Annotated in this window: 32 protein-coding genes; 17 read left to right on the forward strand and 15 right to left on the reverse strand. The window is 70.7% G+C overall.

The window, feature by feature from the left end; genetic code table 11:
* Positions 1-55: 55 nt before the first annotated feature.
* Positions 56-1,054, reverse strand: a complete 999-nt coding sequence (locus IE295_RS31530) for a DedA family protein (RefSeq protein WP_190067255.1) — start codon at positions 1,052-1,054, stop codon at positions 56-58.
* A 204-nt stretch (positions 1,055-1,258) separates the two neighbouring features.
* Between IE295_RS31530 and IE295_RS31535 the strand changes: the two genes are divergently transcribed.
* A complete protein-coding gene (locus tag IE295_RS31535; RefSeq protein ID WP_190067216.1) occupies positions 1,259-1,627 on the forward strand; it encodes a YbjQ family protein in 369 nt (122 codons plus the stop codon).
* A gap of 24 nt (positions 1,628-1,651) precedes the next feature.
* On the opposite strand, the gene IE295_RS31540 is transcribed toward IE295_RS31535, so the two are convergent.
* Positions 1,652-2,623 carry a GlxA family transcriptional regulator gene (locus tag IE295_RS31540; protein WP_190067256.1) on the reverse strand — a complete coding sequence of 324 codons (972 nt, stop codon included), beginning with the start codon at positions 2,621-2,623 and terminating at the stop codon, positions 1,652-1,654.
* Between the two features lie 131 nt (positions 2,624-2,754).
* Between IE295_RS31540 and IE295_RS31545 the strand changes: the two genes are divergently transcribed.
* Positions 2,755-3,696 (forward strand): NADP-dependent oxidoreductase, encoded by a 942-nt coding sequence (locus IE295_RS31545; protein ID WP_190067217.1) that lies wholly within the window; start codon positions 2,755-2,757, stop codon positions 3,694-3,696.
* Positions 3,697-3,916: 220 nt separating this feature from the next.
* On the opposite strand, the gene IE295_RS31550 is transcribed toward IE295_RS31545, so the two are convergent.
* Positions 3,917-4,342: an ATP-binding protein gene (locus IE295_RS31550; RefSeq protein ID WP_190067218.1), complete on the reverse strand. Its 426-nt coding sequence runs from the start codon at positions 4,340-4,342 to the stop codon at positions 3,917-3,919.
* A gap of 154 nt (positions 4,343-4,496) precedes the next feature.
* On the opposite strand from IE295_RS31550, the gene IE295_RS31555 reads away from it, so the two are divergent.
* From IE295_RS31555 to IE295_RS31570, 4 genes are all read left to right on the forward strand, one after another.
* Complete coding sequence (locus tag IE295_RS31555; protein WP_190067257.1) at positions 4,497-5,285, forward strand: helix-turn-helix domain-containing protein; 789 nt, start codon at positions 4,497-4,499, stop codon at positions 5,283-5,285.
* A complete protein-coding gene (locus tag IE295_RS31560) occupies positions 5,282-5,467 on the forward strand; it encodes a DUF397 domain-containing protein (protein WP_190067219.1) in 186 nt (61 codons plus the stop codon). The genes IE295_RS31555 and IE295_RS31560 overlap by 4 nt, the downstream gene beginning before the upstream one ends.
* Complete coding sequence (locus IE295_RS31565; protein WP_190067220.1) at positions 5,464-5,673, forward strand: DUF397 domain-containing protein; 210 nt, start codon at positions 5,464-5,466, stop codon at positions 5,671-5,673. The genes IE295_RS31560 and IE295_RS31565 overlap by 4 nt, the downstream gene beginning before the upstream one ends.
* A 233-nt stretch (positions 5,674-5,906) precedes the next feature.
* Positions 5,907-6,728 (forward strand): hypothetical protein, encoded by an 822-nt coding sequence (locus tag IE295_RS31570; RefSeq protein WP_190067221.1) that lies wholly within the window; start codon positions 5,907-5,909, stop codon positions 6,726-6,728.
* A gap of 76 nt (positions 6,729-6,804) precedes the next feature.
* Here IE295_RS31570 and IE295_RS31575 read toward each other — a convergent pair whose 3' ends face one another.
* Both IE295_RS31575 and IE295_RS31580 read right to left on the reverse strand, forming a co-directional pair.
* Positions 6,805-6,984: a hypothetical protein gene (locus IE295_RS31575; RefSeq protein ID WP_190067222.1), complete on the reverse strand. Its 180-nt coding sequence runs from the start codon at positions 6,982-6,984 to the stop codon at positions 6,805-6,807.
* Between the two features lie 238 nt (positions 6,985-7,222).
* Positions 7,223-7,525: a hypothetical protein gene (locus tag IE295_RS31580; RefSeq protein ID WP_190067223.1), complete on the reverse strand. Its 303-nt coding sequence runs from the start codon at positions 7,523-7,525 to the stop codon at positions 7,223-7,225.
* Positions 7,526-7,640: 115 nt separating this feature from the next.
* Here IE295_RS31580 and IE295_RS31585 point away from each other — a divergent pair, with 115 nt between their 5' ends.
* The 4 genes from IE295_RS31585 to IE295_RS31600 all read left to right on the forward strand — a co-directional run bounded on the left by IE295_RS31585 (position 7,641) and on the right by IE295_RS31600 (position 11,033).
* Complete coding sequence (locus tag IE295_RS31585; protein ID WP_190067224.1) at positions 7,641-8,687, forward strand: hypothetical protein; 1,047 nt, start codon at positions 7,641-7,643, stop codon at positions 8,685-8,687.
* A 252-nt stretch (positions 8,688-8,939) separates the two neighbouring features.
* Positions 8,940-9,608, forward strand: a complete 669-nt coding sequence (locus IE295_RS31590) for a DUF4097 family beta strand repeat-containing protein (protein WP_190067225.1) — start codon at positions 8,940-8,942, stop codon at positions 9,606-9,608.
* A gap of 53 nt (positions 9,609-9,661) precedes the next feature.
* Positions 9,662-10,447: an alpha/beta fold hydrolase gene (locus IE295_RS31595; RefSeq protein ID WP_190067226.1), complete on the forward strand. Its 786-nt coding sequence runs from the start codon at positions 9,662-9,664 to the stop codon at positions 10,445-10,447.
* Between the two features lie 103 nt (positions 10,448-10,550).
* Positions 10,551-11,033, forward strand: a complete 483-nt coding sequence (locus IE295_RS31600; RefSeq protein WP_190067227.1) for a hypothetical protein — start codon at positions 10,551-10,553, stop codon at positions 11,031-11,033.
* Positions 11,034-11,061: 28 nt separating this feature from the next.
* Here IE295_RS31600 and IE295_RS31605 read toward each other — a convergent pair whose 3' ends face one another.
* Positions 11,062-11,508 (reverse strand): nuclear transport factor 2 family protein, encoded by a 447-nt coding sequence (locus tag IE295_RS31605; protein ID WP_190067258.1) that lies wholly within the window; start codon positions 11,506-11,508, stop codon positions 11,062-11,064.
* A gap of 98 nt (positions 11,509-11,606) precedes the next feature.
* Here IE295_RS31605 and IE295_RS31610 point away from each other — a divergent pair, with 98 nt between their 5' ends.
* The gene (locus IE295_RS31610; protein WP_190067228.1) at positions 11,607-12,200 is read left to right on the forward strand and encodes a PadR family transcriptional regulator; all 594 of its coding nucleotides are present in this window, start codon (positions 11,607-11,609) and stop codon (positions 12,198-12,200) included.
* Between the two features lie 34 nt (positions 12,201-12,234).
* Here IE295_RS31610 and IE295_RS31615 read toward each other — a convergent pair whose 3' ends face one another.
* The 4 genes from IE295_RS31615 to IE295_RS31630 all read right to left on the reverse strand — a co-directional run bounded on the left by IE295_RS31615 (position 12,235) and on the right by IE295_RS31630 (position 16,053).
* Positions 12,235-12,828: a PadR family transcriptional regulator gene (locus IE295_RS31615; RefSeq protein WP_190067229.1), complete on the reverse strand. Its 594-nt coding sequence runs from the start codon at positions 12,826-12,828 to the stop codon at positions 12,235-12,237.
* Between the two features lie 144 nt (positions 12,829-12,972).
* Entirely contained in the window at positions 12,973-13,512 is a 540-nt protein-coding gene (locus tag IE295_RS31620; RefSeq protein ID WP_190067230.1) for a DinB family protein, read from the reverse strand.
* Between the two features lie 116 nt (positions 13,513-13,628).
* Positions 13,629-15,104, reverse strand: a complete 1,476-nt coding sequence (locus IE295_RS31625) for an aldehyde dehydrogenase family protein (protein WP_190067231.1) — start codon at positions 15,102-15,104, stop codon at positions 13,629-13,631.
* Between the two features lie 85 nt (positions 15,105-15,189).
* Positions 15,190-16,053 (reverse strand): Sco1979 family transcriptional regulator, encoded by an 864-nt coding sequence (locus IE295_RS31630; RefSeq protein ID WP_190067259.1) that lies wholly within the window; start codon positions 16,051-16,053, stop codon positions 15,190-15,192.
* A 323-nt stretch (positions 16,054-16,376) separates the two neighbouring features.
* Between IE295_RS31630 and IE295_RS31635 the strand changes: the two genes are divergently transcribed.
* Positions 16,377-16,871: an ATP-binding protein gene (locus IE295_RS31635; protein WP_190067232.1), complete on the forward strand. Its 495-nt coding sequence runs from the start codon at positions 16,377-16,379 to the stop codon at positions 16,869-16,871.
* Between the two features lie 78 nt (positions 16,872-16,949).
* On the opposite strand, the gene IE295_RS31640 is transcribed toward IE295_RS31635, so the two are convergent.
* The 5 genes from IE295_RS31640 to rpmG all read right to left on the reverse strand — a co-directional run bounded on the left by IE295_RS31640 (position 16,950) and on the right by rpmG (position 19,278).
* Positions 16,950-17,207, reverse strand: coding sequence for a DUF397 domain-containing protein (locus IE295_RS31640; RefSeq protein WP_242645469.1), 258 nt, complete (start codon positions 17,205-17,207; stop codon positions 16,950-16,952).
* A gap of 123 nt (positions 17,208-17,330) precedes the next feature.
* Positions 17,331-17,630: a 30S ribosomal protein S18 gene (gene rpsR, locus IE295_RS31645; RefSeq protein WP_190067233.1), complete on the reverse strand. Its 300-nt coding sequence runs from the start codon at positions 17,628-17,630 to the stop codon at positions 17,331-17,333.
* A 32-nt stretch (positions 17,631-17,662) separates the two neighbouring features.
* Positions 17,663-18,850 (reverse strand): GTP-binding protein, encoded by a 1,188-nt coding sequence (locus IE295_RS31650; RefSeq protein WP_190067234.1) that lies wholly within the window; start codon positions 18,848-18,850, stop codon positions 17,663-17,665.
* Positions 18,850-19,107 (reverse strand): type B 50S ribosomal protein L31, encoded by a 258-nt coding sequence (locus tag IE295_RS31655; RefSeq protein ID WP_190067235.1) that lies wholly within the window; start codon positions 19,105-19,107, stop codon positions 18,850-18,852. The genes IE295_RS31650 and IE295_RS31655 overlap by 1 nt, the downstream gene beginning before the upstream one ends.
* Before the next feature lie 6 nt (positions 19,108-19,113).
* Entirely contained in the window at positions 19,114-19,278 is a 165-nt protein-coding gene (rpmG, locus tag IE295_RS31660) for a 50S ribosomal protein L33 (protein WP_190067236.1), read from the reverse strand.
* A 47-nt stretch (positions 19,279-19,325) separates the two neighbouring features.
* Here rpmG and rpmB point away from each other — a divergent pair, with 47 nt between their 5' ends.
* The 5 genes from rpmB to IE295_RS31685 all read left to right on the forward strand — a co-directional run bounded on the left by rpmB (position 19,326) and on the right by IE295_RS31685 (position 23,781).
* Positions 19,326-19,562, forward strand: a complete 237-nt coding sequence (rpmB, locus tag IE295_RS31665) for a 50S ribosomal protein L28 (RefSeq protein ID WP_190067237.1) — start codon at positions 19,326-19,328, stop codon at positions 19,560-19,562.
* Positions 19,562-19,867, forward strand: coding sequence for a 30S ribosomal protein S14 (rpsN, locus tag IE295_RS31670; protein ID WP_190067238.1), 306 nt, complete (start codon positions 19,562-19,564; stop codon positions 19,865-19,867). Before rpmB ends, rpsN begins: the two co-directional genes overlap by 1 nt.
* A 295-nt stretch (positions 19,868-20,162) precedes the next feature.
* On the forward strand, positions 20,163-21,191 hold the full coding sequence (locus IE295_RS31675; protein ID WP_190067239.1) for a rod shape-determining protein: 1,029 nt from the start codon (positions 20,163-20,165) through the stop codon (positions 21,189-21,191).
* Between the two features lie 215 nt (positions 21,192-21,406).
* Positions 21,407-21,862 carry a tellurite resistance TerB family protein gene (locus tag IE295_RS31680; protein WP_190067240.1) on the forward strand — a complete coding sequence of 152 codons (456 nt, stop codon included), beginning with the start codon at positions 21,407-21,409 and terminating at the stop codon, positions 21,860-21,862.
* Between the two features lie 209 nt (positions 21,863-22,071).
* A complete protein-coding gene (locus IE295_RS31685; protein ID WP_190067241.1) occupies positions 22,072-23,781 on the forward strand; it encodes a S8 family serine peptidase in 1,710 nt (569 codons plus the stop codon).

Raw genomic sequence — 23,781 nt, forward strand, 5'->3', positions numbered from 1 at the left:
CAGCCTCAGCGGCGGGTGCCGCGGAGACTGCCGTGGAGTTCCGAGGGGGGCGTGCTCAGCGCCGGGCGTGGCGACCGCGCGGGGCGGGCGGCTGCTGGTCGCCGGGGCCGTAGCCACCGCCGTTGCCGCCGTAGCCGCCGCCATTGCCGTAGCCGCCACCGTTTCCGTAGCCGCCGTCGTTGCCGCCGTAACCGCCGTCGTTGCCGTAGCCGCCGTCGTTGTTACCGCCGTAGCCACCGCCGTGGTCGCCGCCGCCGTTGCCGTAGTAGCCGCCACCGTTGCCGCCGTAGCCACCGCCGTCGTAGCCACCGTCGTTACCGCCGTAGCCACCGCCGCCATAGCCACCCTCGCCATAGCCGCCGCCGTAACCACCCTCGCCGTAGCCGCCGCCGACGGGCGCCGGGGGCGGGGTCGGCGCCTGGAGGGCGGCCTTCTTGGCCTTGGAGCGGGCGCGCAGGAACTCGATCGCGATCGGCACCACCGAGATCAGCACGATCGCGACGAGCATCATCTCGATGTTCTTGTGAACGAACTCGATCTTGCCCAGCGACGCACCCAGCAGCGTCACGCCGACGCCCCACAGGATGCCGCCGATGATGTTGAAGATGAGGAACGATCGGTAGTTCATCCGGCTCACACCGGCGATGATCGGCGTGAACGTGCGGATCACCGGCACGAAGCGGGCCAGGACCAGCGACTTCGGGCCGTACTTCTCGAAGAACTCGTGGGCCTTCTCGACGTTCTCCTGCTTGAAGAGCCGGGAATCCGGCCGCTTGAAGAGGGAAGGACCGACCTTGCGGCCGAAGAGGTAGCCGGCCTGGTCGCCGAGGATCGCCGCGACCGCCACCAGCGTGCACACCAGCCACAGGGGCTTGTCGATCTGGTTGGTGGTGACCAGCAGACCGGTGGTGAACAGCAGTGAGTCGCCGGGGAGGAAGAAGCCGATCAGGAGGCCGGACTCCGCGAAGACGATGGCCAGGACGCCGATCAGACCGAATTGCTCGATCAGATAGTTCGCGTCCAGCCACTGCGGGCCGAGCGCGAGTGTGGTCATGGGAGTCACGGGTGACAGGCTCCTGAGTGGAGGGCACAGGCTCGTGCGAGGCCCGGGCACAGGCGGGGAGTGTGGTGTGCGGCCCAAAGTTATCAACGTCGACGGGCCCGTCTCGGTTCCACCCGATCGGCGCAACCCCACGCCCCCAGGGTGCGTCACGGACAACGAACGGCAAAACTGCACAGACATACGGAGGTGGACTCGATGGGCATCGACGAGTACGGCGGCGGTCAGCACGAGAAGTCCGATGTGTTGGTCGTCACGACCAACGACGTGCCCGGCTACCGGGTCGAGCGGGTCATCGGCGAGGTCTTCGGCCTCACCGTCCGCTCCCGCCACGTCGGCAGCCAGATCGGCGCCGGCCTGAAGTCCCTCATCGGCGGCGAGCTCAAGGGCCTGACCAAGACCCTCGTCCAGACCCGCAACCAGGCCATGGAGCGCCTGGTCGAGCAGGCCCGCGCACGCGGCGCCAACGCCGTGCTCATGTTCCGCTTCGACGTCACCGAGGCCGCTGACGTCGGCACGGAGGTCTGTGCGTACGGCACGGCCGTGGTGATCGTCCCGCAGGCCTGACGCCCGGGCGTCAGGCGTCAGGCGTCAGGCAATGTCGCGCGTGGCCCGGAACGTCCTCCGGTACGCCTGAGGGGACACCCCGATCGCGGCGTGCAGGTGCTGCCGCAGCGACGCGCCCGTACCGAAGCCCGCGCGGTGGGCCACCAGGTCCACCGGCCAGTCGGTGGTCTCCAGCAGATGCCGCGCGCGCTCGACGCGCTGCCGCAGCAGCCACTGCCCCGGGCTGTCGCCCGTCTCGGCGCGGAAGCGCCGGGTGAACGTCCGCACGCTCACCCGCGCGTGCGCGGCCAGATCCGCCAGCGTCAGGGGCTCCCCCAGCCGCTCCAGCGCCCAGGCCCGGGTGGGCGCCGTGCCGCTGGTGCCCGGCTCGGGCACCGGCTGCCGCACGTACTGCGCCTGCCCGCCGTCGCGCCACGGCGGCACGACGCACACGCGCGCCACGGCGTTGGCGATCTCGCTGCCGTGGTCGCGCCGCACGATGTGCAGGCACAGGTCCACCCCGGCGGCCACGCCGGCCGAGGTCAGCACGTCGCCGTCGTCGACGAACAGCACGCCGGGATCGACCCGCACGGTGGTGAACATCCGCCGCAGCTGCTCCGCCTCCTCCCAGTGCGTGGTGGCGGGCCGCCGGTCGAGCAGCCCGGCCGCGGCCAGGACGTACGAGCCGGTGCAGATCCCCACCATGCGCGTCCCGGGCCGCACGGCGGCCAGGGCGTCCCGCAGCGCGCCCGGCAGCCGCCCGGTCTCCTGGATCCCGCCCAGCGCGTGCGAGGGCGGGATGACCACGGTGTCGACCTCGGCCAGCACGGAGGCGTCGTGGCCGACCACGAGCTCGTAGTCCGCGTTCGTGCGCACGGGACGGCCGTCGATGCTGCAGGTCGTCACGGAATAGAGCGGCTCTCCGGCCGCCGTGCGGGCGGCACCGAAGATCCGGGCGGGGATGGCGAGCTCGAAGGGGACGACACCGTCCAGGGCGAGCACCCCGACGCGATGCATGGCCGGGTTCATGGCCTGATTCATGACCTGACTCATGGCCCGATTCTTTCAGACGTTGGCCATCGGGCCACTACTGGACGGCGACGGACGCGGCGAATCTTGGGCCACACCCCATACCGAAGGAACACGACATGCGTGCCATCAGCCAGAACGTCGCCGGCGGCCCGGACGTCCTCGAGCTCGTCGAGACCGACCGCCCCGAGCCGCGCCCCACCGAGATCCTCGTCCGCGTCCACGCCGCCGGCGTCAACCCGGTCGACTGGAAGACCCGCGCCCGCGGCACGCTCGTGTCCGGCGCCACCCCGCCGTACACCGTGGGCTGGGACGTGGCGGGCGTCGTCGAGGCCGTCGGCGCCGGCGTCACCCTCTTCGCCCCCGGCGACGAGGTCTACGGCATGCCGCGCTTCCCCCACGCCGCCGGCGCCTACGCCGACTACGTCACCGCCCCCTCCCGCCACTTCGCCCACAGCCCCGCCGGCCTCGGCCACATCCACAGCGCGGCCCTCCCCCTGGCCGCCCTCACCGCCTGGCAGGCCCTCGTCGACACCGCCGACGTCCGCCCCGGCCAGCGCGTCCTCGTCCACGCCGCCGCCGGCGGCGTCGGCCACCTCGCCGTACAGATCGCCAAGGCCCGCGGCGCCTACGTCATCGGCACGGCCAGCGAGCCCAAGCACGCCCTCCTGCGCGACCTCGGCGCCGACGAACTCATCGACTACACCCGCCAGGACTTCGCCGACGTCGTCCACGACGTCGACGTCGTCCTCGACACCATCGGCGGCGACTACGCCGCCCGCTCCCTGCGCACCCTGCGCCCGGGCGGCACCCTCCTCCTGATCGTCCCGCCGGACGACACCTTCCCGGCCGACGCGGCCCGCGCGGCCGGCATACGGGCGACCCACGTCCTGGTCGAGCCCGACCACCAGGGCCTGCGCGAGATCACCGCCCTGGTGGAGAGCGGCCGCCTGCGCGTCGAGGTCGACGCCGTGTTCCCCCTGGAGGAGGCGGCCAAGGCCCACGAGCTGGGTGAACGGGGTCGGACTACCGGGAAGATCGTGCTGGCGGTGGCGCCCTAACGGTCGCGTTCTGACGGTGACGTTCTGACGTGGCGGGTCGGGTCGGGTCGGGTCGGGTCGGGTCGGGTCGGGTCGGGTCGGGTCGGGTCGGGTCGGGAGTCACGATCCGCCCTCACCCGGGCGGGTGGCACTACGGTCGTAACCCATGTCGGCACGCTCAAGACGGATGTCCCCTTCCCCGTCGAGATCGACCTGCGCGACCTGATCGAGGTCTGAGACCTCACTTCTGCCGGAGCCTCAGCTCGCACCACACCGTCTTGCCGGTGCCGTGCGGGCGCAGGCTGACGTTCCACACGTCGGCGAGGGCGGCAACGAGCGCGAGCCCCCGGCCCGCCTCCTCGTCGTCCCTCGCCTGCCGCACGCGTGGGACTCCGCGCCCGGCGTCCGACACCTCGATCCGCAGCTTCTCGCCGTCGACGGTGCACAGCGCCCGGATCTCCCGCTCCGGCGACGTCCGCCCGTGTCGGCACGCGTTGGCCATCAGCTCGCTCAGCAACAACACGGCCACGTCGGCCGTCTCCTCCCCGACCGGCCAGTCCCGCGCCTCCTCCCGCAACAGCATGCGCGCCCGCCCGACGCTGCGGGGATGACAGGGGAAGCACCAGCCGGCGAACTTCAGCGGGGTGCGAGGTCGTGCTGCTCTCATCGATGTCCTCGGAGCGGTGAGTTTCGGCGTTCAGGCTGAAACCGTGGCTGGTCGGGGAGCAGGATCAGTAGTAACGAGGTGGGTACGACCCTTGTCGTACCCGGCAGGCACCGGAGGGGGCCGCGCGGTGACGAACGAGAGCTCTCAGCCGCCGATGGCGTGGCGGCTATGTGGAAATCAGCTCAAGCTGTGGCGCGTCCAGGCCGGCTTCAGCCGCGAGGAGCTGGGCAAAGAAGCCGGGTACAACTACGAGACGGTCAAGTCGATGGAACAGGGGCGGCGGCGCCCCAGCCTGCGCCTGCTCGAAGTGGCCGACGAGATGTGTTCCGCGCGAGGAAAGCTGACCGCAACCGCGGAGTACTTGCAGCCGGAGAAATTTCCGCCGCGCTCGCAGGAGTTCATGGCTGTGGAAAGCGAAGCCATCGCCCTGCATTCCTACCAGCCTCTACTCATCCCAGGCCTCCTGCAGACCGAGGACTACGCACGCGCCCTGCTCAGTGCGAGCTATCCACCGCTGGACGACGAGACGGTCGAGGAACGGGTAACAGCCAGGCTGCGACGGCAGGAGAGGCTACGGGACAAGCCCTCCGCCCTGTTCAGCTTCGTGATCTATGAAGCGGCGCTGCGCAGCTTGGTGGGTGGGCACGAGGTGATGCGGCGGCAGCTTCACCACTTGCTGGAGTCATCAGAGCTGCGCAACGTGAGCATCAACGTGTTGCCGGTCGGCCGTGGTGCCGTCTTGGGACTCAGCGGTGCGCTGGTGATTTTGGAGACCGCTCAGCATCAGCAGTACGCCTACGTGGAAGGCCACGAAACGAGCGCGTTGCACTCCGCCCGGGAGCAGGTCAGCGTCCTGTCCCAACGCCATGGCATGATCCGCGCGCAAGCCCTCAGCGTCGAAGAGTCGGCAGTGTTCCTAAGGAAGTTGGCGGAGGAGCTATGAGAAGCGAGCTGGAATGGTTCAAGTCCAGCTATAGCGGCGATCAGGGCGACGACTGCGTCGAAGTCGCCACCTGCCCGAAGGCCATACACATCCGGGACTCGAAGCTCGAGCTTCGGGGGAGCAGCCCCCGCCTGACCATTACCCCCCGCGCGTGGGGGGACTTCATAACGGAGCTTCTATGAGCGCACGGCTGACATGGTTCAAGTCCAGCTATAGCGACCAGGTGGGCGGCGACTGTGTCGAGATTGCAGCCCTCCCCCAGGCCATCCACATCCGAGACTCGAAGCTCGAGCTTCGGGAACGCGGCCCTCGGCTGAACGTCCCCCCGAAAACATGGGGGACCTTCATAGCCGAGCTTCGGGCGTCGAGCGCCGAGCGCCCTCTTTAAGGAGTGGGAGGTGGGGTTTGACCCACCCACCCTCCCAACCCCCGCGTAAGCACAGGCAGATGACTTTACGCAACCGCATCGCGACAGCGCGCACTCGCCGTGTAGCGTGCGCAGCAACAAGCAACCCCCGCCGGTGCGCCAACACCGAAACGGGGGTCTGACCACAGTGATCGAGAGGCGATCCAGTGGCTACCGCCAACACTATCGCTGCCCCCCGCCCCTACACTCCCCCAATGGCCGCACCCGGCTACGGAAAGAAGTCCGCGCCGGACCAAAGCCCCCGCGATCGGCAGACCTTCGCTCATCTGCCCGAGCGCGAAGCGCACATCGCGGCGCACATCGACCGGTTGCCGGACGGCGCGGCGATCGACGTGAAGACCCTGGCCAAGGAGCTGGCGGCGTACGGCCAGCACGCAATCCGCACGGCCCTCAACGCGCTCACCGCAGCCGGGCATGTCTTCCGCAAACGCGAAACCGTCGGCGAAGGCCGCACCCAGTGGGTGTGGCGCTCGTACTTCTCACGCACGCCACGCAGCGAAGCGTGGTGGAAGCGCTTCCTCAAGGGTGATGCACCCGAACCGCAGCCGGAACCGGCGGCGGCGCCGCCCTCGGAGGCCTACGAGGCCCTGGCCGTCGTCGCCCGGACGAACCCCCGCCTCCCCCTATCCGCTGCGGAGTGCGCGGACCTGGAACCGCTGGCGGCGGAATGGCTGGCGCGCGGCATTAGTCGCGCCCACCTCGTCCGAACGCTCACGGCGAATCTGCCGGGACACATCCACGCCCCGGCCGCCTTCACCCGCAAGCGCCTGCTCACGAAGTGCCCACCGGAACTGCCGCCCGCCGCTCAGCAACACACCTCACCCACCCTGGCGGAATGCGCCAACTGCGGCACCCCAGGCCGCCCGGAGGCACTGCCCGACGGCCTCTGCCGCCCCTGCCAGGGTTCCGCCACCCCGCCGCCCGAGCCGCCACTCATCCACCCCCAGGCCGCCGCAGCCCGGGCCGCCCACCAAGCGGGCCGCGCCCGCTTCCTCGCCCGCCCCAAACGCCGCTAGGGGCCTGTCCGAAGCGTAATTGCGCCGGCCGGGCCCAGCGCAGGCCCGGCCGGTGCTGCTGAACTATCCGCGGCAGTCAGAGGGGGGCGCCAGAGAGGCCGGCGAGGGTCTGGTCGAGGAGCTCGCCGAGTTGAGTGAGTACGGTCTCGAGGCTTGCGGGAGGGCCGCCGGGGGCGGCTTGGGCTGGGGCGGCGAGGCCGAAGGTGAGCAGGGCTAGCACGGCCGTGGTGGTGAGGGGACGGAGGATGCGCCGCAAGGCAGGTCCTTTCTCTCCATTCGCGGCCGGCGACGGCATGCGCAGTGACCGCACGGTCTCCTGGCCAGAGGGCGCCCAAGGGGCATTTCAGGTCAGCCTGAAGGCTTTCCTGTCCACCATGCGGGCTAACACCATGTCACCCAGACGTGTCACCCGGGCACCTCCACACACGAGCAGAACCGCAGCTTCCTCATGACGATCTCGCAACGCTGTGAGGTCCAGCCCGACGGGGCAGACCTCAGCCGGGGTTGTCCTGGCCGATTGCCCGGATGACGTCGGCAAGCCACACCAGGTGGTAGCCCAGGGCCCCGTCCTGGTGAGCGAGCAGGTCCTCAAGGCGCTGCCATGACTCTGAGAGCTGCCCGATTGTGAGTGTCTTCGGCTCGTTGAGGACGTCGTAGAGCTGATCGCCTGGCACGGACCAGAAGTACTCCTCGTCGAGCGTCACGGTGAGACCGGCTGACGCTTCCACCTGCTGGAGCACCACATCGAAGGCATGGCGAAGTCGATCAAGTGGGATCTGCAGGGGTTCGCTGGTCATGAGCGAGATTGTCACAGCCACCCGTCCGGCATCGGCCGCGCAGGGCGAACAAACGTTTTGGCCCCGGGTCGCCGGCCGCACCATACTCGCGTGTCGGCCGGCATCGAGAGGGAACATGGACGCGTTCACGTGCGTGCGGTGCGATGCCGTGCTGACCGCACCGGTGTCGCGAGTTCCGTATCCCGCTTACGCCCGCCACACCTACGGCAACGGCCGGTCCCTCCCGGTGCTGATGGAATCGGGTACCTACGCCGTCGACCCGGAACCGTTCGGGCCGCCGTGGCGGCAGTGGAGCGAGATCGACCCGGCCGAGGCGGAGGCCCGCGGAGTGTTCGCGCCCGTACACGCCCTGTCCTTCGGGATGCCCGGGTCGATCGTCATGGCCCCGGGCGATGCCCACGGCACCGTCCTGATCCCTGAGCGCACCGAGGGCTTCTGCTGCGGCCTCGACGGCCGGGACGGGCCCAACCTCGCATGCGCCCGGTGCGGACAGGAAGTCGCGACCCGGGTCGACGACTGCTCCCTGTGGCAGGCGACCTGGCTCGAACCGAGCGCCGTCCGCCGCGTCGCCACCGGCCCGGACCGCTCGATCACGACCTGGCAGACCCTCGCGGAGGAACGACACAGCACGCCACCGGTCGAGGAAAACGGATCGTGGAGCCCTCGCTGGGAGGTGGAAGTCTCCATAGCGCTGGCTCACCTGGTGGCGGCCTCGGGCGGCTCGCACGTCACCGTCCCGGACGGCCCCCTGGCGGAATCGTTCCGCCGCTCCATCGAGGACGTACTCCCACCGGGGCCGAACGCCAAACACGCGGCCCTTGCCGGACCGGGACTGCCTGCCCCCGACCCGGCACCGGACATCCTCGTGGTTCCGCGGCACCCGCAGACCGGAGAGCCCTGGCCGACGCCGCCCGGCGTCGGCGCCGTGCCGCTTGCCGCGGACGTATGGATGCACCTCGCCTTCCACAGAGAACACCCACTCCTGCCCGCTACGGGAAGGCTGCCCGCCGGCGTCGCGCGCGACGAACCGCTGTCGCCGTGGCCCTGGAGGCCGCTGTACGTCGTCACTCAGGCCTTCTTCCACACGCTGGCCCGCCTGCCCGCCGTCCGGCAGCCATGGCTGCGGGCCATCCATGACGGCGGATCAGCTCAGTTCCGGTGACACCGCGCAGCGCAGCACCCTTGGGGCGACGCCCGGCACGCTCCACGGCCTGTGGCGTCTCCGCATAGCGTTCACCTTCAATTCATTGCAACGCACAGACGCCTGACGTTGCGTTAACCCAGAGACTCGTTGCAATGATTTTACGGCTCTGACCTGCAGTAATGCCAGTTCTGTGCAACGTCACTGTTGATCGATTCGTGAATGCAACGTAGCTTTTCGCTCATCGGAAACGACGAGCTCAAGGAGAGCGCAATGCAGAAGTTCACCACCACCGCCCCCATCACCGCCGTCCTGGACGTCCCCGCCGGACGCATCCGCTTCATCGCCGCCGACCGCGCCGACACCACCGTCGAGGTCCTGCCCGCCAACGCCTCGAGCGGCCGTGACGTCAAGGCGGCGGAGCAGACCACGGTCGCCTACACCGACGGCGTCCTGCGGATCGAGGCCGCACCGGCCAAGAACCGCATCCTCGGCAGCTCCGGCTCGGTCGAGGTGACCGTTCAGCTGCCCGCCGGCTCCCACATCCAGGCCAAGACCGCCAGCGCCGAACTCCGCGGCGTCGGACGCCTCGGCGACGTCACCTTCGAGGCCGCACAGGGCACCGTCAAGCTCGACGAAACCGCAAGCGCCCACCTCACCCTCCAGGCCGGCGACATCAAGGTCGGCCTCCTGGACGGCCCCGCCCACCTCAGCACGCAAAAGGGCGACCTCCACATCACCGAAGCCACCCACGGCACCGTCGAACTGCGCACCGAACACGGCCACATCACCATCGGCGCCGCCCGCGGAATCTCCGCCTCCCTGGACGCCGGCACCACCTACGGCCGCATCCACAACGCACTCACCAACACCAACAACACCACCACCCTCAACATCCACGCCACCACCGCCTACGGCGACATCACCGCCCGCAGCCTCTAAAACACACCCCTCCCCCAGCCCCGAAGACCTCTGACACCGGAAGAAGCCACACCATGACCATCGAGCACTCCGCCTGGACCGGCATGGTGTCGGTCGACGACACCGCACTGGCCGTGACCGACACCGGCGGGCCCGGTCGTGCCGTGGTCTACCTCAACGGCTCCTACGCCGACCAGTCGCACTGGCGGCGCGTCATCACCGAACTCGGCGGCGACTACCGGCACATCACGTACGACGAGCGCGCCCGCGGCAAGTCGAAGCGCGCCACGGACTACTCGTTCGAGGCATGCCTGCGCGACCTCGACGCCATCCTGGCCGCCAGGAACGTGGACCGGCCGATCCTGGTGGGCTGGTCCTACGGCGCCATGCTCGCCGTGCACTGGGCCGCCCGGAACCCGGACCGCGCCCTGGGGGTGGTGTCCGTGGACGGCGCCCTGCCGCACGAGTGGCTCGACGATGCCGCCCGGGAGCAGATCCGCAAGCTGTTCCGCCGGATGAGCCCGCTGTTCCCGATCGCCCGCCCGCTCGGCCTGGCCGCGCGGATGAGCGCCGCGCAGCACGCCGAGATCAACATCGAGGCCAACGAGCTCTGCGCGCCCGCCGTCCTCAACCCGGTCTTCGACCGTCTGACCGTGCCGGCCCGGTACGTGCTCGCCACCGGCGGCAACCTGGGCGGCGACCCGAAGCTGATGGAACAGATCCGCGCCAACCTCGACCCGGTCGTCGCCCGTAACCCCAACATCCGGGTCAGCGCGAAGGTCGCGAGCAACCACTCCAAGATCCTGCGCAAGGACTTCCGAGCCGTCGCCGACGCGGTGCGCGAGCTCTCCGCGCACTGATCCGCCGGCCGCTCGCCCCTGTGGGTGATTGACCTTATTTGCACCTCAACACGAGGATTGCCCTCATCCGGCAAGGCCCCATCCCCCACAGGAAGGCCGAGCGATGAGCAGGCACACCCCGCGGAAACGACCCACGCTCGCGAAGCTGGCCCTGACCACCGCGACGGCGGCGGTCTCCCTCACCCTCACCGCCCCCACCGCCGCGGCGCCCAAGCCGGCCTCGACCCTCCAGTCGGCCTCGATCCGCTTCCACACCGAGAACGAGGACAAGGACGGCGACACCCGCGTGACCATCACCGTGCGGGACCGCAATCGCACCGTCGTCGCCGAACAGTCCGGTGATCTCGGGCAGTGGGACGAGGGCGAGGACTCGCCGGAGATCGGGCTGGTCGTACACCAGGCCAGTCCCCTGCCCGACCTGAGCGGCGGCACCGTCCACATCCGCATCGACCCCGTCGGGCACGACACCTGGGCGTTCACCTTCCGCGCCACGATGCGCTATTCGGGCGGCGAGAGCGTGATCGTCAACCGGGACCAGCGCATCACGCTCAGCGAGGAGAACCGCGACGCGGACACCCAGATCTAGCGGACCCTCCGGTCTAGCGGTCTCCGATCTAGCGGCCGACCGCCCGGTACCCGTCCGGCGCGGGGACGAGCCCGTCGGCCACCAGGCCGGCGAACACCGCCTCGCCCAGCGCCTGCACCGCGGACTGCGGGCGGACCATCACGGTGAACTCCTTGATGCGGCCCGCCTCGTCGAACTGGAGCATGTCGATGCCGTGGATCTGCTTGCCGCCCACTCCGGCCCGGAACAGAAGGATCTCCGAGGGGGCGTCGTCGCCGTCCGTACTGGTCTCGGCCGTGCCCTCGAAGCCTCCGACGTAGCGGAAGTCCTCGAAGGTGCGCAGCAGGACGTTGAGGAGCCCCAGCACCATGGGCCTGCCCTCGAAGGGGGTGAACTTCACCGGGCTGTAGAAGCGGATGTCCTCGGTGAACAGGTCGTCCAGCGCGGCGAGATCGCGCGCCTCGACGGCGGCGCGGAAGCGTGCGGCGGTCTCCATGGCCATGGGGTCCAACCTCCATACTCATGAATGTGACTACTCAGATTTCTGAGTATGCTGCCCGGCGGACGGGCAAAAGGGAAGGGGTGGTGGTCTCGATGGCCTTGCGGCACGCGGTGCTGGCGGCGCTGCTGGACGGCGAGTACAGCGGATACCAGCTGGCCAAGGCGTTCGACGTCGGCGTCGCCAACTTCTGGCACGCGCTCCCCCAGCAGCTGTACGCCGAGCTGACCAGGCTGGAGAAGGAAGGGCTGGTCACGGGCCGGGAGGTGGTCCAGGAGACCCGGCCCAACAAGCGGCTGTTCCGGGTCACCGACGCCGGGCTCGCCGAGCTGGAGCGGTTCGCGGCGGCCGCGTCGAAGCCCTCGTTCATCCGCGACGACCTGCTCGTCAAGGTCCAGGCCGCCGATCGCATCGGCACCGGGCCGGTGATCGAGCAGCTCGAGGAGCGCGCGGCCGCGGCCGGTGCCAAGGTCGAGCTCTTCGGCGAACTCCTGCGGCGCATGCGCGGCGACGCGGACGAGGAGGAGTTCCTGCGTAGCAGCGACCGGATCGGCCCGTACCTGACCTGTCTGCGCGGCCTGGACTTCGAACGGGGCCACCGCGACTGGTGCCTGCGCATCGCGAGCGTCCTGCGGGAACGCCAGGCGGCTCAGGCGGCTACGGCCGGCGGGACGCCCGCGGCTCCCTGAGCAAGCCCGCACCAACCGCCGGATTCAGCCGCCCTCAGTCGGCCGAGGGACCGCCGGCCTTCCACGGGTCGCCCTCGCCCGCCATCACGTACGCCCCGCCCTCGAGGCGTCCGATCAGTCCCCGCGTCCACTCCGCCCCGCTGTCGGCCATCTGGACCCACATCCCCATGACCTCGCTGATGTGGCCCCAGTCCTCGCCCTCGGCCGGGGTCCAGCGCGCGCGGATGTCCTCGCGCCACTCCTCGAGCGCGGCGAGCCGTCGCCTGAGGAGGGCGACGGCCTCGGCGCGCGGCAGGTCGACGATGAAGCCCACGCCCGCCGTGAGGACGTCGGCCTTCTGGTCCACGGACGTGAGCGCCTCGCGCAGCAGGCGGAGGTACTCGCGCTCGCCCGCCTCCGTCAGCTCGTACTCCGTACGCGGCGGGCCGCCGGCCTCGCTGGGGGCGACGTCGTGGGCGAAGAGGAGGTCCTGCCGGGCCATGGCCTTCAGCGCGTGGTAGATCGACCCGGGTTTGGCGTTGGACCACTCGTGGGCGCCCCAGAACTCCAGGTCGCCGCGGACCTGGTAGCCGTGGGCGCGTCCGCGCTGACGGACGGCGCCCAGCACGAGCAGCCGGATGGCTGACATCTTTCGCCTCAGTCTCTCTGTGCCGCATGCAGCGTGCCGCGTGCCGCGAAACGGCGTAGGCGCCCTGGCCTACAGGGGTGCCTGTGCGGCTACGTGCCGTTACGGCCCAGCGTAGACGTGGCGCGTCCGGGGGCTGCGCCCCGGTCAGCCCGCCTGCTGCTCCGCCAGCAGCTCGAACGCCGTCTTGCCGTCCAGCGACTCGCGGACGATGTCCGCGTGGCCCGCGTGACGGGCGATCTCCTCGATGAGGTGGAGCAGCAGCCAGCGTACGGAGACGCTGGAGGCCTGCGGGAACCACGGGGCATCGGGCAGGGGGAAGGTGTCCTCGAGGTTCACCGAGAGGACGAAGCGCTCGGTGTCCGCAGCGACCTCGTCCCAGCGGGCCAGGAGCGCGGCCACGGTCTCGTCCTCCGTCGGCCGCCAGCCGGCCTGCCACTGCGCCATGGACTCCTCGAAGTTCTCGGGCGCCAGGCCGCGCGCCCGGTCGACCCAGCTGCGCTCGCCGTCGACCGCGTGCTTGAGGAGCGCCCGCAGGGACAGCTCGCTCGCGCTCGGCGTGGCGTCGGCCTGTTCGTCGGTCAGCCCGAGGACGGACCGGCGGATGCCCCCGCGCTGGGCGTCGAGGAAGTCCAGCAGCGTGCCGCGCTCGTCGGCGACGTTCTTCTCGACCACATGAGTAGGCATGAGCTCCACCGTCTTTCTCGTCTGTCCGTGCACGAGCGTCTTTCGCTTGCGACGAGTTCACAGTAGGAGCCAATGAGGTCAGAACCTGACCTATATAGATCACTCAGAGGAGGGATTCAGAAGGGGAATCTGCTCCTCCCATGCTGTATCGAGATCCACTTCGTGGTCGTGAACGCCTCCACCATCGAGTCGCCGTTCAGCCGCCCCACGCCCGAGTGCTTCTCGCCCCCGAACGGCACGATCGCCTCGTCGTGCACCGTGGCGTCGTTGACGTGCACCATTCCCGACTCGATGCGCTTGGCCACCCGTACGCCGCGCTCCACGTCACCCGTGTGGACGGCGCCGCTCAGGCCGTACGGCGTCGCGTTCGCGAGCCGGACCGCCTCCTCCTCGCCGTCGAAGGGGATGATCAGCGCGACCGGGCCGAAGATCTCCTGGCCCAGGATGGGCGCGTCCTGCGCCAGCCCCGTCAGCACCGACGGGCCGACCAGCGTGCCCTCCGTCCGGCCGCGCAGGAGGGCGGTGGCGCCGTCCGCGAGGGTCTGGTCCACCAGGGTGGTGATCGCCTCCGCCTGGCCGGCGTTGATGAGCGGGCCGATGTGCGTGGCCGGGTCGCCCGGGTCGCCGACCTTCAGGGTGCGCACCTTGGCGACGAACTTCTCCGTGAACTCCCGCTCCACCGACCGGTCGACCAGCACCCGGTTGGCGGCCATGCAGACCTGCCCCTGGTGGATGAACCTGCTGAAGACGGCGGCGTCCACGGCGTAGTCGACGTCGGCGTCGTCGAGGACGATCAGCGCGCTGTTGCCGCCGAGCTCGAGGATCGTCCGCTTGAAGTGCGAGGCGGCCACCGTGGCGACGTGGCGGCCGACCTTGTCGGAGCCGGTGAAGGAGATGACCTTGGGGACGGGGTGCTCTATCAGCGCGTCGCCTATCTCCGCTATGTCGGTGACGACGACGTTCAGCACGCCCGCCGGAAGTCCGGCGTCCGCGAAGAGCCGGGCCACCAGGCCGCCGCCGCACACCGGGGTGTTCTGGTGCGGCTTGAGGACCACGGCGTTGCCCAGGGCGAGCGCGGGCGCGACGGACTTGATCGATAACAGGAAGGGGAAGTTGAACGGGCTGATGACCCCGACGACCCCGACCGGCACCCGGTAGAGGCGGTTCTCCTTGGTGTCGTCCGGGGACGGCAGGATGCGCCCCTCCGCGCGCAGCGCGAGGTGGATGGCCTCCCGCAGGAACTCCCGGGCCAGGTGCAGCTCGAACGCCGCCTTGACCGCCGTGCCGCCGCACTCCGCCGTGATGGCCGCGGTCAGCTCGGCCTCGTGGTCGTCGATGACGCGCAGCGCCCGTTCGAAGACGAGCCGGCGGGTGTACGGGTTGATGGCCGCCCAGCCCGGCTGGGCGCGCTCGGCGGCCCGGTAGGCCTGGTCGATCTCGGTGACGGTGGCCACGGTGATCGAGGCGAGCTTCTCCCCGTCGTAGGGGTTGAAGTCGACGATGTCCCAGGAGCCGCTGCCGGCTCGCCATTCGCCGTCGATGTACTGGTAGGCGAGGTCGGTGAAAATCGAATCGTAAGTGCCGTCGGACATGCGCCATCCTGTCTGCGAATAGCGGGGCGTTCGTGACGCCCGTAACGATTGCGTACTCCCGATGTGACGTCATCGTACTGATGAGTCAGCGGAGTTGAAGTAGGCGTCCGATCAGCTCGCGGCTGTCCTCCGGCGAGAGGCTGTCGGCGTGCAGCCGGTCCATGACCCGCTCGTACTGGGCCACGTCCTCGCGCTTGTCCAGGTAGAGCGCGCTGGTCAGCTGCTCGAGGTACACGACGTCGGAGAGGTCCGACTCGGGGAAGCGCAGCATCGTGAACGCACCGCTCTCGCCCGCGTGGCCGCCGTGGGCGAAGGGCATCACCTGCAGCGTCACGTTCGGCTGCTCGGAGATGTCGATGAGATGCTGGAGCTGGTTGCGCATGACCGTTTCGCCACCGTACGGACGGTGCAGCGCGGCCTCGTCCAGAACGGCGTGAAAGCGCGGCGCCCGCTCGGAGAAGAGCAGCTTCTGGCGCTCCATGCGCAGCGAGACGCGCCGCTCGACCTCGGCGGCGTCGGCCCGGGGCTGGCCGCGCACGACGACGGCGTGGGCGTAGCCCTCGGTCTGCAGCAGGCCGTGCACGAACTGGACCTCGTAGATCGAGATGTGCGAGGCGGCACCCTCCAGGCCCACGTAGGTCTGGAACCAGCTGGGCAGGACGTCGCCGTAGCTGTGCCACCAGCCGGCGACGTTGGCCTCCCGGGCCAGCCCCAGCAGCGGCTCGCGCTCGGCGCCGTCGGTGACTCCGTAGAGCGTGAGCAGGTCCTCGACGTCCCGTGCCTTGAAGCTCACCCGGCCCAACTCCATACGGCTGATCTTCGACTCCGACGCACGGATCGAGTACCCGGCTGCCTCGCGCGTGATGCCCCGTGACTCCCGCAGCCGCCTGAGCTGGGAGCCCAGGAGTATGCGCCGCACCACGGAACCGCTCGACTCGCTCGTGGCCATCATGGCGACCTTCCTCTTCCGGTCCTGTGCCAGGTTTTGTGTGGTCTCGTCGTTTCCGCACCCCTCTGAGGGCGACCCCCGCTACCCCCGGCGCCGAAGTCTGCCACCTCCGGGCTTCGTTGAGTGCATGTCCGGTTACGCAGACAAGCCAACGACGGGAGCGCTACCGAAGGAAGCGTAGGGAGAATTGCGCCGCAAACCCCCTGTGCGCCCCCAAATCCCTCTCGTGCACGTGCATCTGCCCTTGCATCCGCCCCGCGCATTGGCAACCATGGAGCTCGCACACGTGCACGTCACGTCCTCGATTGCCAGGAGTGCCTCGGATGGGTACCGAAGGATCGACTGTGCTCTCCCCTTTATGGAGAGGGCTGCCCCCGATCGACTCATCCGCTGTCTCCACCTCGGCCTCATGCGGTCTGCCACCCCGCTTCGAAGCGGTCGGCACCGCCCGGAAGTTCACCAGATCCACGCTGGGCCAATGGAATCTCAACGGGCTCTTCGACGAGGTCGCCCTCGTCGTCTCGGAGCTCGTGACCAATTCCATGCGCTATGCCATACCGTCCGACCACAGGAGTGTCGGCACGGAGTACGAGCCGCCCGTACGTCTCCACCTGCTGCGCTGGACGTCGCGGCTGGTGTGCGCCGTACGCGATCCGAGCGAGGCGAGCCCGGTCGCGGGCCAGGCCGGCGCCGGGGACGAATGCGGGCGAGGGCTGTTCCTCGTGGAGCAGTTCACAGACGCGTGGGGATGGCATCCCCTCGCGGGGGCGTTGCACGGCAAGGTCGTCTGGGCGCTGTTCCGCCTGCCGCGCGACTGACGGCGCCGTTCGCGGCCTCGGCCGCCGCCCCGGCCCCCAAGCGCTCGTCACGACTGCTCCCGTTCGCGATTCGGGGGGCTAATCGCGAATGAGGTAGTCGAATTCCCCGTCCTTGATCCCGAGGAGCATCGCCTCGATCTCGGCCGGGGTGTACACGAGCGCCGGGCCATCCGGGTGGCGGGAGTTGCGTACAGCGACCCCGCCACCCGGCAGCTTGGCGAACTCGACGCAGGAACCCTGGGAGTTGGAGTGGCGGCTCTTTCGCCAGACGACATCTTCGATGTCCGAGGCGGCCATGCCGTTGTGCGCCTGGGGCACTGGACTCTCCCGGATCATTTGCAGGGGGCACCCTCACCCAGAACAGGGATTCGAGGATGGCAACTGCTCCGGATCATAGCCGCGTTCATGTGCCGATGCATGAGCCGATGCACGTGCACTCAGGGTGTTCCCGCCACTACTTCACGACTTCTTCCCGGAAGCTGAACCTCCAGCGGAAGAGCCTCCGGAACGAACGGAAGGGCCTCCGGAATAGGGCAGCAGGCCCATCTCCCGGGCATTCTTGATCGCTCGCGTCAACTGCCGCTGCTGCTGTCCGGTGACCCGGGTCACCCGGCGACCGCGGATCTTCCCGCGGTCCGAGATGAACTTCCGCAGCAGATCGGTGTCCTTGTAGTCGATGTACGTGATTCCGGCGGCGTCCAGTGGATTGGGGCGCGGTTTGAGGTCCCTGCGGTTGCGGAGTTCGGGGCGGCGGGGCATGACGTAAGTCCTTAAGGGGGAAGCGGGATCAGTCAGGAAACCGGGTCGAGAAGTTCGTCGAACGCGGGGGACAGGCCGCGCCACTCCGCCGGCCCCGCCCCGTATTCGGCGTCGGTGAGCAGGCAGGACTCCAGCAGCGCGTGCACGCCCCCGGCGTCCAGGCCGGGCGAGGTGAAGGTCAGGTACTGGCCGCGGTCCCCGTGCTCGGGGTGCCAGTCCATCGCCGCGGCCACCCGCCGCGTCGCGGGCACCATGTCCCAGGCGGCGTCCGGCAGCGCGGCCAGCCAGGGGCCGGCGTTCTCCACGCACAGCGCGCCGCCCGCGGCGTCCCACGACAGCAGCGTGTCGGGCCGGTCCGCCAGCCAGAACCGCCCCCGGCTGCGGGCCGCGGCGCAGGCGAGGTCCTCGAGTGCCGCGTAGAGACGGCCGGGGTGGAAGGGGCGGTGGGCACGCCAGGAGAGCGTGGCGACGCCGTCCTCGTCGGCCTGCTGCGGCAGCAGCGCGCAGGCCGGGTGCTGGCGGGCGGCGGCCGCCTCCACGTCGAATCCGGCGGTCGCCGCCCGGGAGAGGTCGGCGGAATCGACCGGAATCCGTCGTGCCGCGGGGGCGAGCTGGGCCAGCAGCGCGTGGTCGGCGGCGTCGGCCGGCTCGGGCCCCTCGGCCAGGGCCAGTACGGACACGTACTCCAGCTGGCGGGCGAAGCAGTCGCCCACCGTCCGCTGGTCGGTGGGCGCGGCCGCGAGGCCGCTCTCGGCGAGGTCGTCCCCGACGGCGAGGGCATCCAGCACGAGGGCCGGGTCGACGGCCGTGAAGACACCGGTCAGGCGCGCCTCCTCGGTGCCGTGGGCGGCCACCACCTCGGCCATGGCCCGGGGCTCCACGGAGTCCCACAACTCCACGACGGCCAGGCGGTGCAGTCCGCTCGCGGCCAGGCGTTCCAGCTCGGGCAGCAGGTCCTCGCGCAGGGCGCAGCACGCGCAGTCGTTGACCAGCGGCGTCTCGCCCTCGTCGAGGATGCCCGAGCGGTCCCGCACGGTGCGGCGGACCGTTCCGGAGGCGGCGGCGGTCGACAGGTCGTGGTGGAGCGCGACGCTGCCCGGCACGGTGTCCAGCAGGCGCTGGACGGTGGCCTTCCGGGCGTCGCGGTGCAGGCCGCCGACCAGCACGACGGGCAGGACCCCGGCCGGGAGCGGGTCGGCGGGCAGTGGATCGGCGGGCATCAGCGGCCACCGCCGCGCTTGCCGTAGCGGCGCTCGAAGCGCTCCACCCGGCCCGCGGTGTCCAGGACACGCGCGGTGCCCGTGTAGAAGGGGTGGCTCGCCGAGGAGATCTCGACGTCGATGACGGGGTAGGTGTTGCCGTCCTCCCACTCCACGGTCTTGTCGCTCGTGGCCGTGGACCGGGTGAGGAAGGCGTAGCCGGCGGCGCGGTCGCGGAAGACGACGGGGCCGTAGGGCGGGTGGATTCCGGGCTTCATGACGGTTCAGCGCTCCTCTCGGAAGACCACGTGACGACCGGCGACCGGGTCGTACTTGCGCAGTTCCATTCGGTCGGGGTCGTTACGGCGGTTCTTGCGGGTCACGTAGGTGTAGCCGGTTCCGGCGGTGGACCGGAGCTTGATGACGGGGCGTAGTGCGTCGCGGGCCATGGGGGCTACTATACAGAAATGGTTTCCATTTTCATTAGGGGGAGCGCATGTCCGCCCACTGCCAGCTGACGGGCCGCCGTCCCGGCTTCGGCAACTCCATCTCCCACTCCCACCGGCGCACGTCCCGCCGCTTCGACCCCAACATCCAGCGCAAGCGCTACTGGCTCGCCGGTGAAGGGCGCCATGTGCGGCTCACGCTGAGCGCGAAGGGGATCAGGACGGTGGACGCGATCGGCATCGAGGCCGCCGTGGCGCGGATCCGGGCACGAGGAGGGAAGGTCTGATGGCCAAGAAGAGCAAGATCGCGAAGAACGAGGCCCGGCGGCTCGTCGTCGCGCGGTACGCCGTGCGGCGCGCCGCGCTGAAGGCGATCATCCGCGACCCCGGGGCCGGCGGCGCCGAGAAACTGTCCGCCCAGCGCGAGCTGCGGCGCCAGCCGCGCGACGCGAGCGCCACCCGGGTGCGCAACCGCGACGCGGTGGACGGCCGGCCGCGCGGGTACGTGGGAGCCTTCGGCCTCTCGCGCGTCCGCCTGCGGGAACAGGCCCACGCCGGATTCCTGCCGGGAGTGCGCAAGGCGAGCTGGTAGCCGCGACCGGGCCGGTGAACCGGTAGCCGTGACCGGGCCCGCGTGCCGGTCGTCGTAAGGCCAGGTCACGGCGGCCGGACGCCGGCGGTCACCTTGATTGTCAGACCCCCCTGGCAGACTCACTTCCGTGAGCCGGGGACGGAGACGGGCGACGGGGGTGTTCGTCTCCGTCCCCGCTCACGAACCTGCCCGAGCGCTGCCCCATGCGGCCCATTTCAGCGGGCAGTACGGCGCGTCGCCTTGCACGATGGCATGGAATCCCCATTCCTCCCGCACCCCAGGGCAGGTACCCGCCATGACCCTCTGCCTCGACCAGCTGACCCGCTGCACCGTCGCCGTCGACCTCGGGGCGGCCAGGACCCGCGTCTACCTCAAGGACACCGGCCTGGTCGTGGACGAACCCAGCCTGGCGGCGGTCAACACCCGGACGGGTTCGCTGATCGCGGTCGGGGAGATGGCCGGCGGGATGGCCGGGCGGACGCCGGGTCACATCAGGGTCGTACGGCCGATCTCCGGCGGCACGGTCGTCGACATCGACATGGCCCAGCGGATGCTGCGCTTCCTGGTGGACGACAAGATCCGCCGGGCCTGGCGGCGCAAGCCGATGCTGCGCGCGGCCGTGTGCCTGCCGCACGACGCCGAGCCGATCGCGCAGCGGGCGGCCGTGGAGGTGCTCGGCGCGCTCGGCGCCCGCAAGGTCGAGATGGTCGACACGCTCATCGCCGCGGCGGTGGGCTGCGGGCTGCCGGTCGAGCAGCCGGAGGCGACGATGATCGTGGTGTGCGGCGCGGCGTCGACGCAGGTCGCGGTGCTGTCGCTGGGCTCGATCGTGGCGGCCGAGAAGGTCCAGGTGGGGGGCGACGCGATCGACTACGCCGTCGTCCAGCACCTGCGCAGCGAGCACGAACTGATGCTGGCCTCCAAGGGGTTGCACCCCCTGCACCTGGCGCTGTTCGACCCGATGCGGATCGGTACGGAGACCGAGGTGCGCGGCCGGGACGTGGCGACGGGGCTGTCGCGTACGGTCCTGGTGAACACCGCCCACGTCCGCGAGGCGATCCACACCCCGCTGACCGCCGTGCTGGACGCCATCGGGCGCGTTCTGCGCGAGTGCCCGCCGGACCTGGTGGCCGACCTCGCCGAGCGCGGGGTGATGCTCGCGGGCGGCAGCGCGATGCTGCCGGGCCTGGACACGATGATCGAGCATGCGACCGGCATGGTCGTACGCGTCGCCGACAACCCCGACACCTGCTCCGTCGTCGGACTGGGCGCGATGATGGAGGGAAAGATCCGGCCGATGCGGCTGGATCCGATGGTGAACTGAAAGCGGAGCCGAAAGCGGTACGGATCGCGGCACGGAACGCAGGACGAACTCGGCCTGAAACATGGCCTGATAGATGGCCTGAAACGCGGCCTGAAAGGCTTTCCGCCGCTTCCCGCGTTTCCGCCCGCGATTCTCATCGGCCGCCTTGGGAACTTCTTTACCCCCCGGAACGGTTCTCCCTGTGCACCCCTATTCGCACAAGGAGATACACGCACATGGCGCTCTGGGACCGGCTCAAGGAATCGGCCACGACGATGCAGGGCCAGCTGATGGCGAAGAAGAACGACCTGAAGAGCGGGGCGTTCCGTGACGCGAGCATGGCAATGTGCGCTCTGGTGGCGGCCGCTGACGGTTCGATCGACGCCTCCGAGCGGCAGCGCGTCGCCTCACTGATCGCCACCAATGACGTCCTGCGGAACTTCCCCGCCGACGATCTGCAGGCGCGTTTCAACGACTACTGCCAGAAGCTCACCACCGATTTCGCCTTCGGCAAGGTCAGCGTCATGCAGACCATCGGCAAGGTGCACAAGAAGCCGACCGAGGCACGGGCCGTCATCCAGATCGGCATTGTCATCGGCGGCGCCGACGGCGACTTCGACAAGTCGGAACAGGCCGTCGTGCGCGAGGCGTGCTTCGCACTGGGCATCAACCCCGCCGAGTTCGACCTCTGACGGCTCCCGCCGCTTTTCGCGAGCCGGCCGGCAACGTTCGACCGGCGCCGGACAGCGGCGGATAATCGACCGCCATTCCGTCGGCGGCACGGGCGCGGGCACCTCGGTGACCTGCGCCCGTGCCGCTGACGGGCACCCGCCGTCCGGACTCCGGTGTCCGATCCGCCGGCCTTGCCGGCCGCTCGCCCGCCCCAGCAGATTGGGGGCCCATGGCGGACCGGCATCGCCCCGGCGCGGGCGGCTTCACCTACCTCCCCCTGGACCGCGAACTCATCGTGGTGGCACGCGCCGACGCGCGGCTGCGCGCCGACCCCTCGGGCGTACGGTCCGAGGCGGGCGCCGACCTGCGCGCGCTCGACGCGTTCCTCGCCGACGAACGCCTGACGCTCGAGCCCCTCTTCGCCGCCGGCCGCACTCCCCCGCTGAGCCTCTTCCACCGGGTGCGCGGCACGGACCGGCGGCAGGAGGAGATCGCCGCCCGGCTGACCGCGCTGCCCGGCGTCGAGGCGGCGTACGTCAAACCGAGCGCCCTGCCCGCCGGTGCGCCGGGCGGCGCGGCCGAACGCCCCCGGGCACCCGGCGATCTCACGCTCCGTCAGGGCGTTCTGGGCCCCGCCCCCACCGGGGTGGACGCCCGCTGGGCCTGGGGCCTGCCGGGCGGCACCGGCGAGGGCGTACGGGTCGTCGACGTGGGGGCCGCCTGGCGGCTCGGCCACGAGAACCTCGGCCACCAGCTCGCCGGGATCGTCGCGGGCACGCCCGTGGCGGACCTGGCCTGGCGCAACCACGGCACGAACGCGATCGGCGTCGTGTGCGGCGGCGGCCGCGGCGGTTCCGGGACCACCGGGCTGGCCCCCGGCACGCACGTCGGCGCCGCCTCCTTCCACGGCATCGGCACCGCCGCCGCCATCCACCAGGCGGCGGCGCGCCTGTCGCCGGGCGACATCGTGCTGGTGGGGCTGCACCGGCCCGGCCCCCGCTTCGGCTACTGCGACCGCGACGACCAGCGCGGCTGCGTCCCGCTGGAGTGGTGGCCCGACGACTTCGCGGCGATCCGGCACGCCACGGCGAACGGCGTCCTGGTCGTGGCGGCCGCCGGCAACGGCTCCGAGTGCCTGGACGACGCGCTGTACCGGGCGCGGCCGGACGGCTTCCCCACGTGGTGGGGCAACCCCTTCGACCCCCACGGTCCCTCGTCGGGCGCCGTCGTCGTGGGCGCGGGCGCCCCGCCGCCCGGCACGCACGGCCGCGACCACGGCCCGGACCGCTCCCGGCTCGCCTTCTCGGGCTTCGGGACTCGGGTGGACGCCCAGGGCTGGGGCCACGAGGTCACCACGACCGGCGGCCACTGGGACGGGCCCGGCGACCTGCGCGGCGGTCCCGACGAGGACGCCTGGTACACCGACGTCTTCCGGGGCACGTCCGCCGCCGTGGCCGTCGTCGGCGGCGTGCTGGCGTCCGTACAGGGCGCGCTCAGGGCGGCGGGCCTGCCGCCGCTGACACCGGGGCGGGCGCGCGAGCTGCTGCGGACCACCGGCTCGCCGCAGCGGGACGCGCCGGGCCGGCCCGCCTCCCAGCGCATCGGCAACCGCCCCGACCTGCGCGCGGCCGTCGCGCGGCTGCTGCCCGGCCCGGTCGCCTCCGGCGTCGCCGAACGGCTGCGGGACGAGCTGATGCCTTACCCGCCCGGGGCCGGGCCGCGGCTGCGGCTGTACGTGGCCGGGGCCTGGCGCGGGCTCGAGCGCCCCGGCCCGGAGGTCCGCCACGCGGTGCACGCCGCGTTCGCGAGCGGGCGGGCCGGGGCCGTCCGCGTCTGGTACGCGGGCGACAGGGTCGTCGGCCTCGTCGTCGGCGACCCCGCCCGGGAGGCGGAGGGCGCGCCGTGGCCGGAGGGCGCGGCGGAGCCGGGGGACGGCTGA

This window comes from Streptomyces griseocarneus (genome assembly GCF_014655595.1).
GTDB lineage: Bacteria > Actinomycetota > Actinomycetes > Streptomycetales > Streptomycetaceae > Streptomyces > Streptomyces griseocarneus.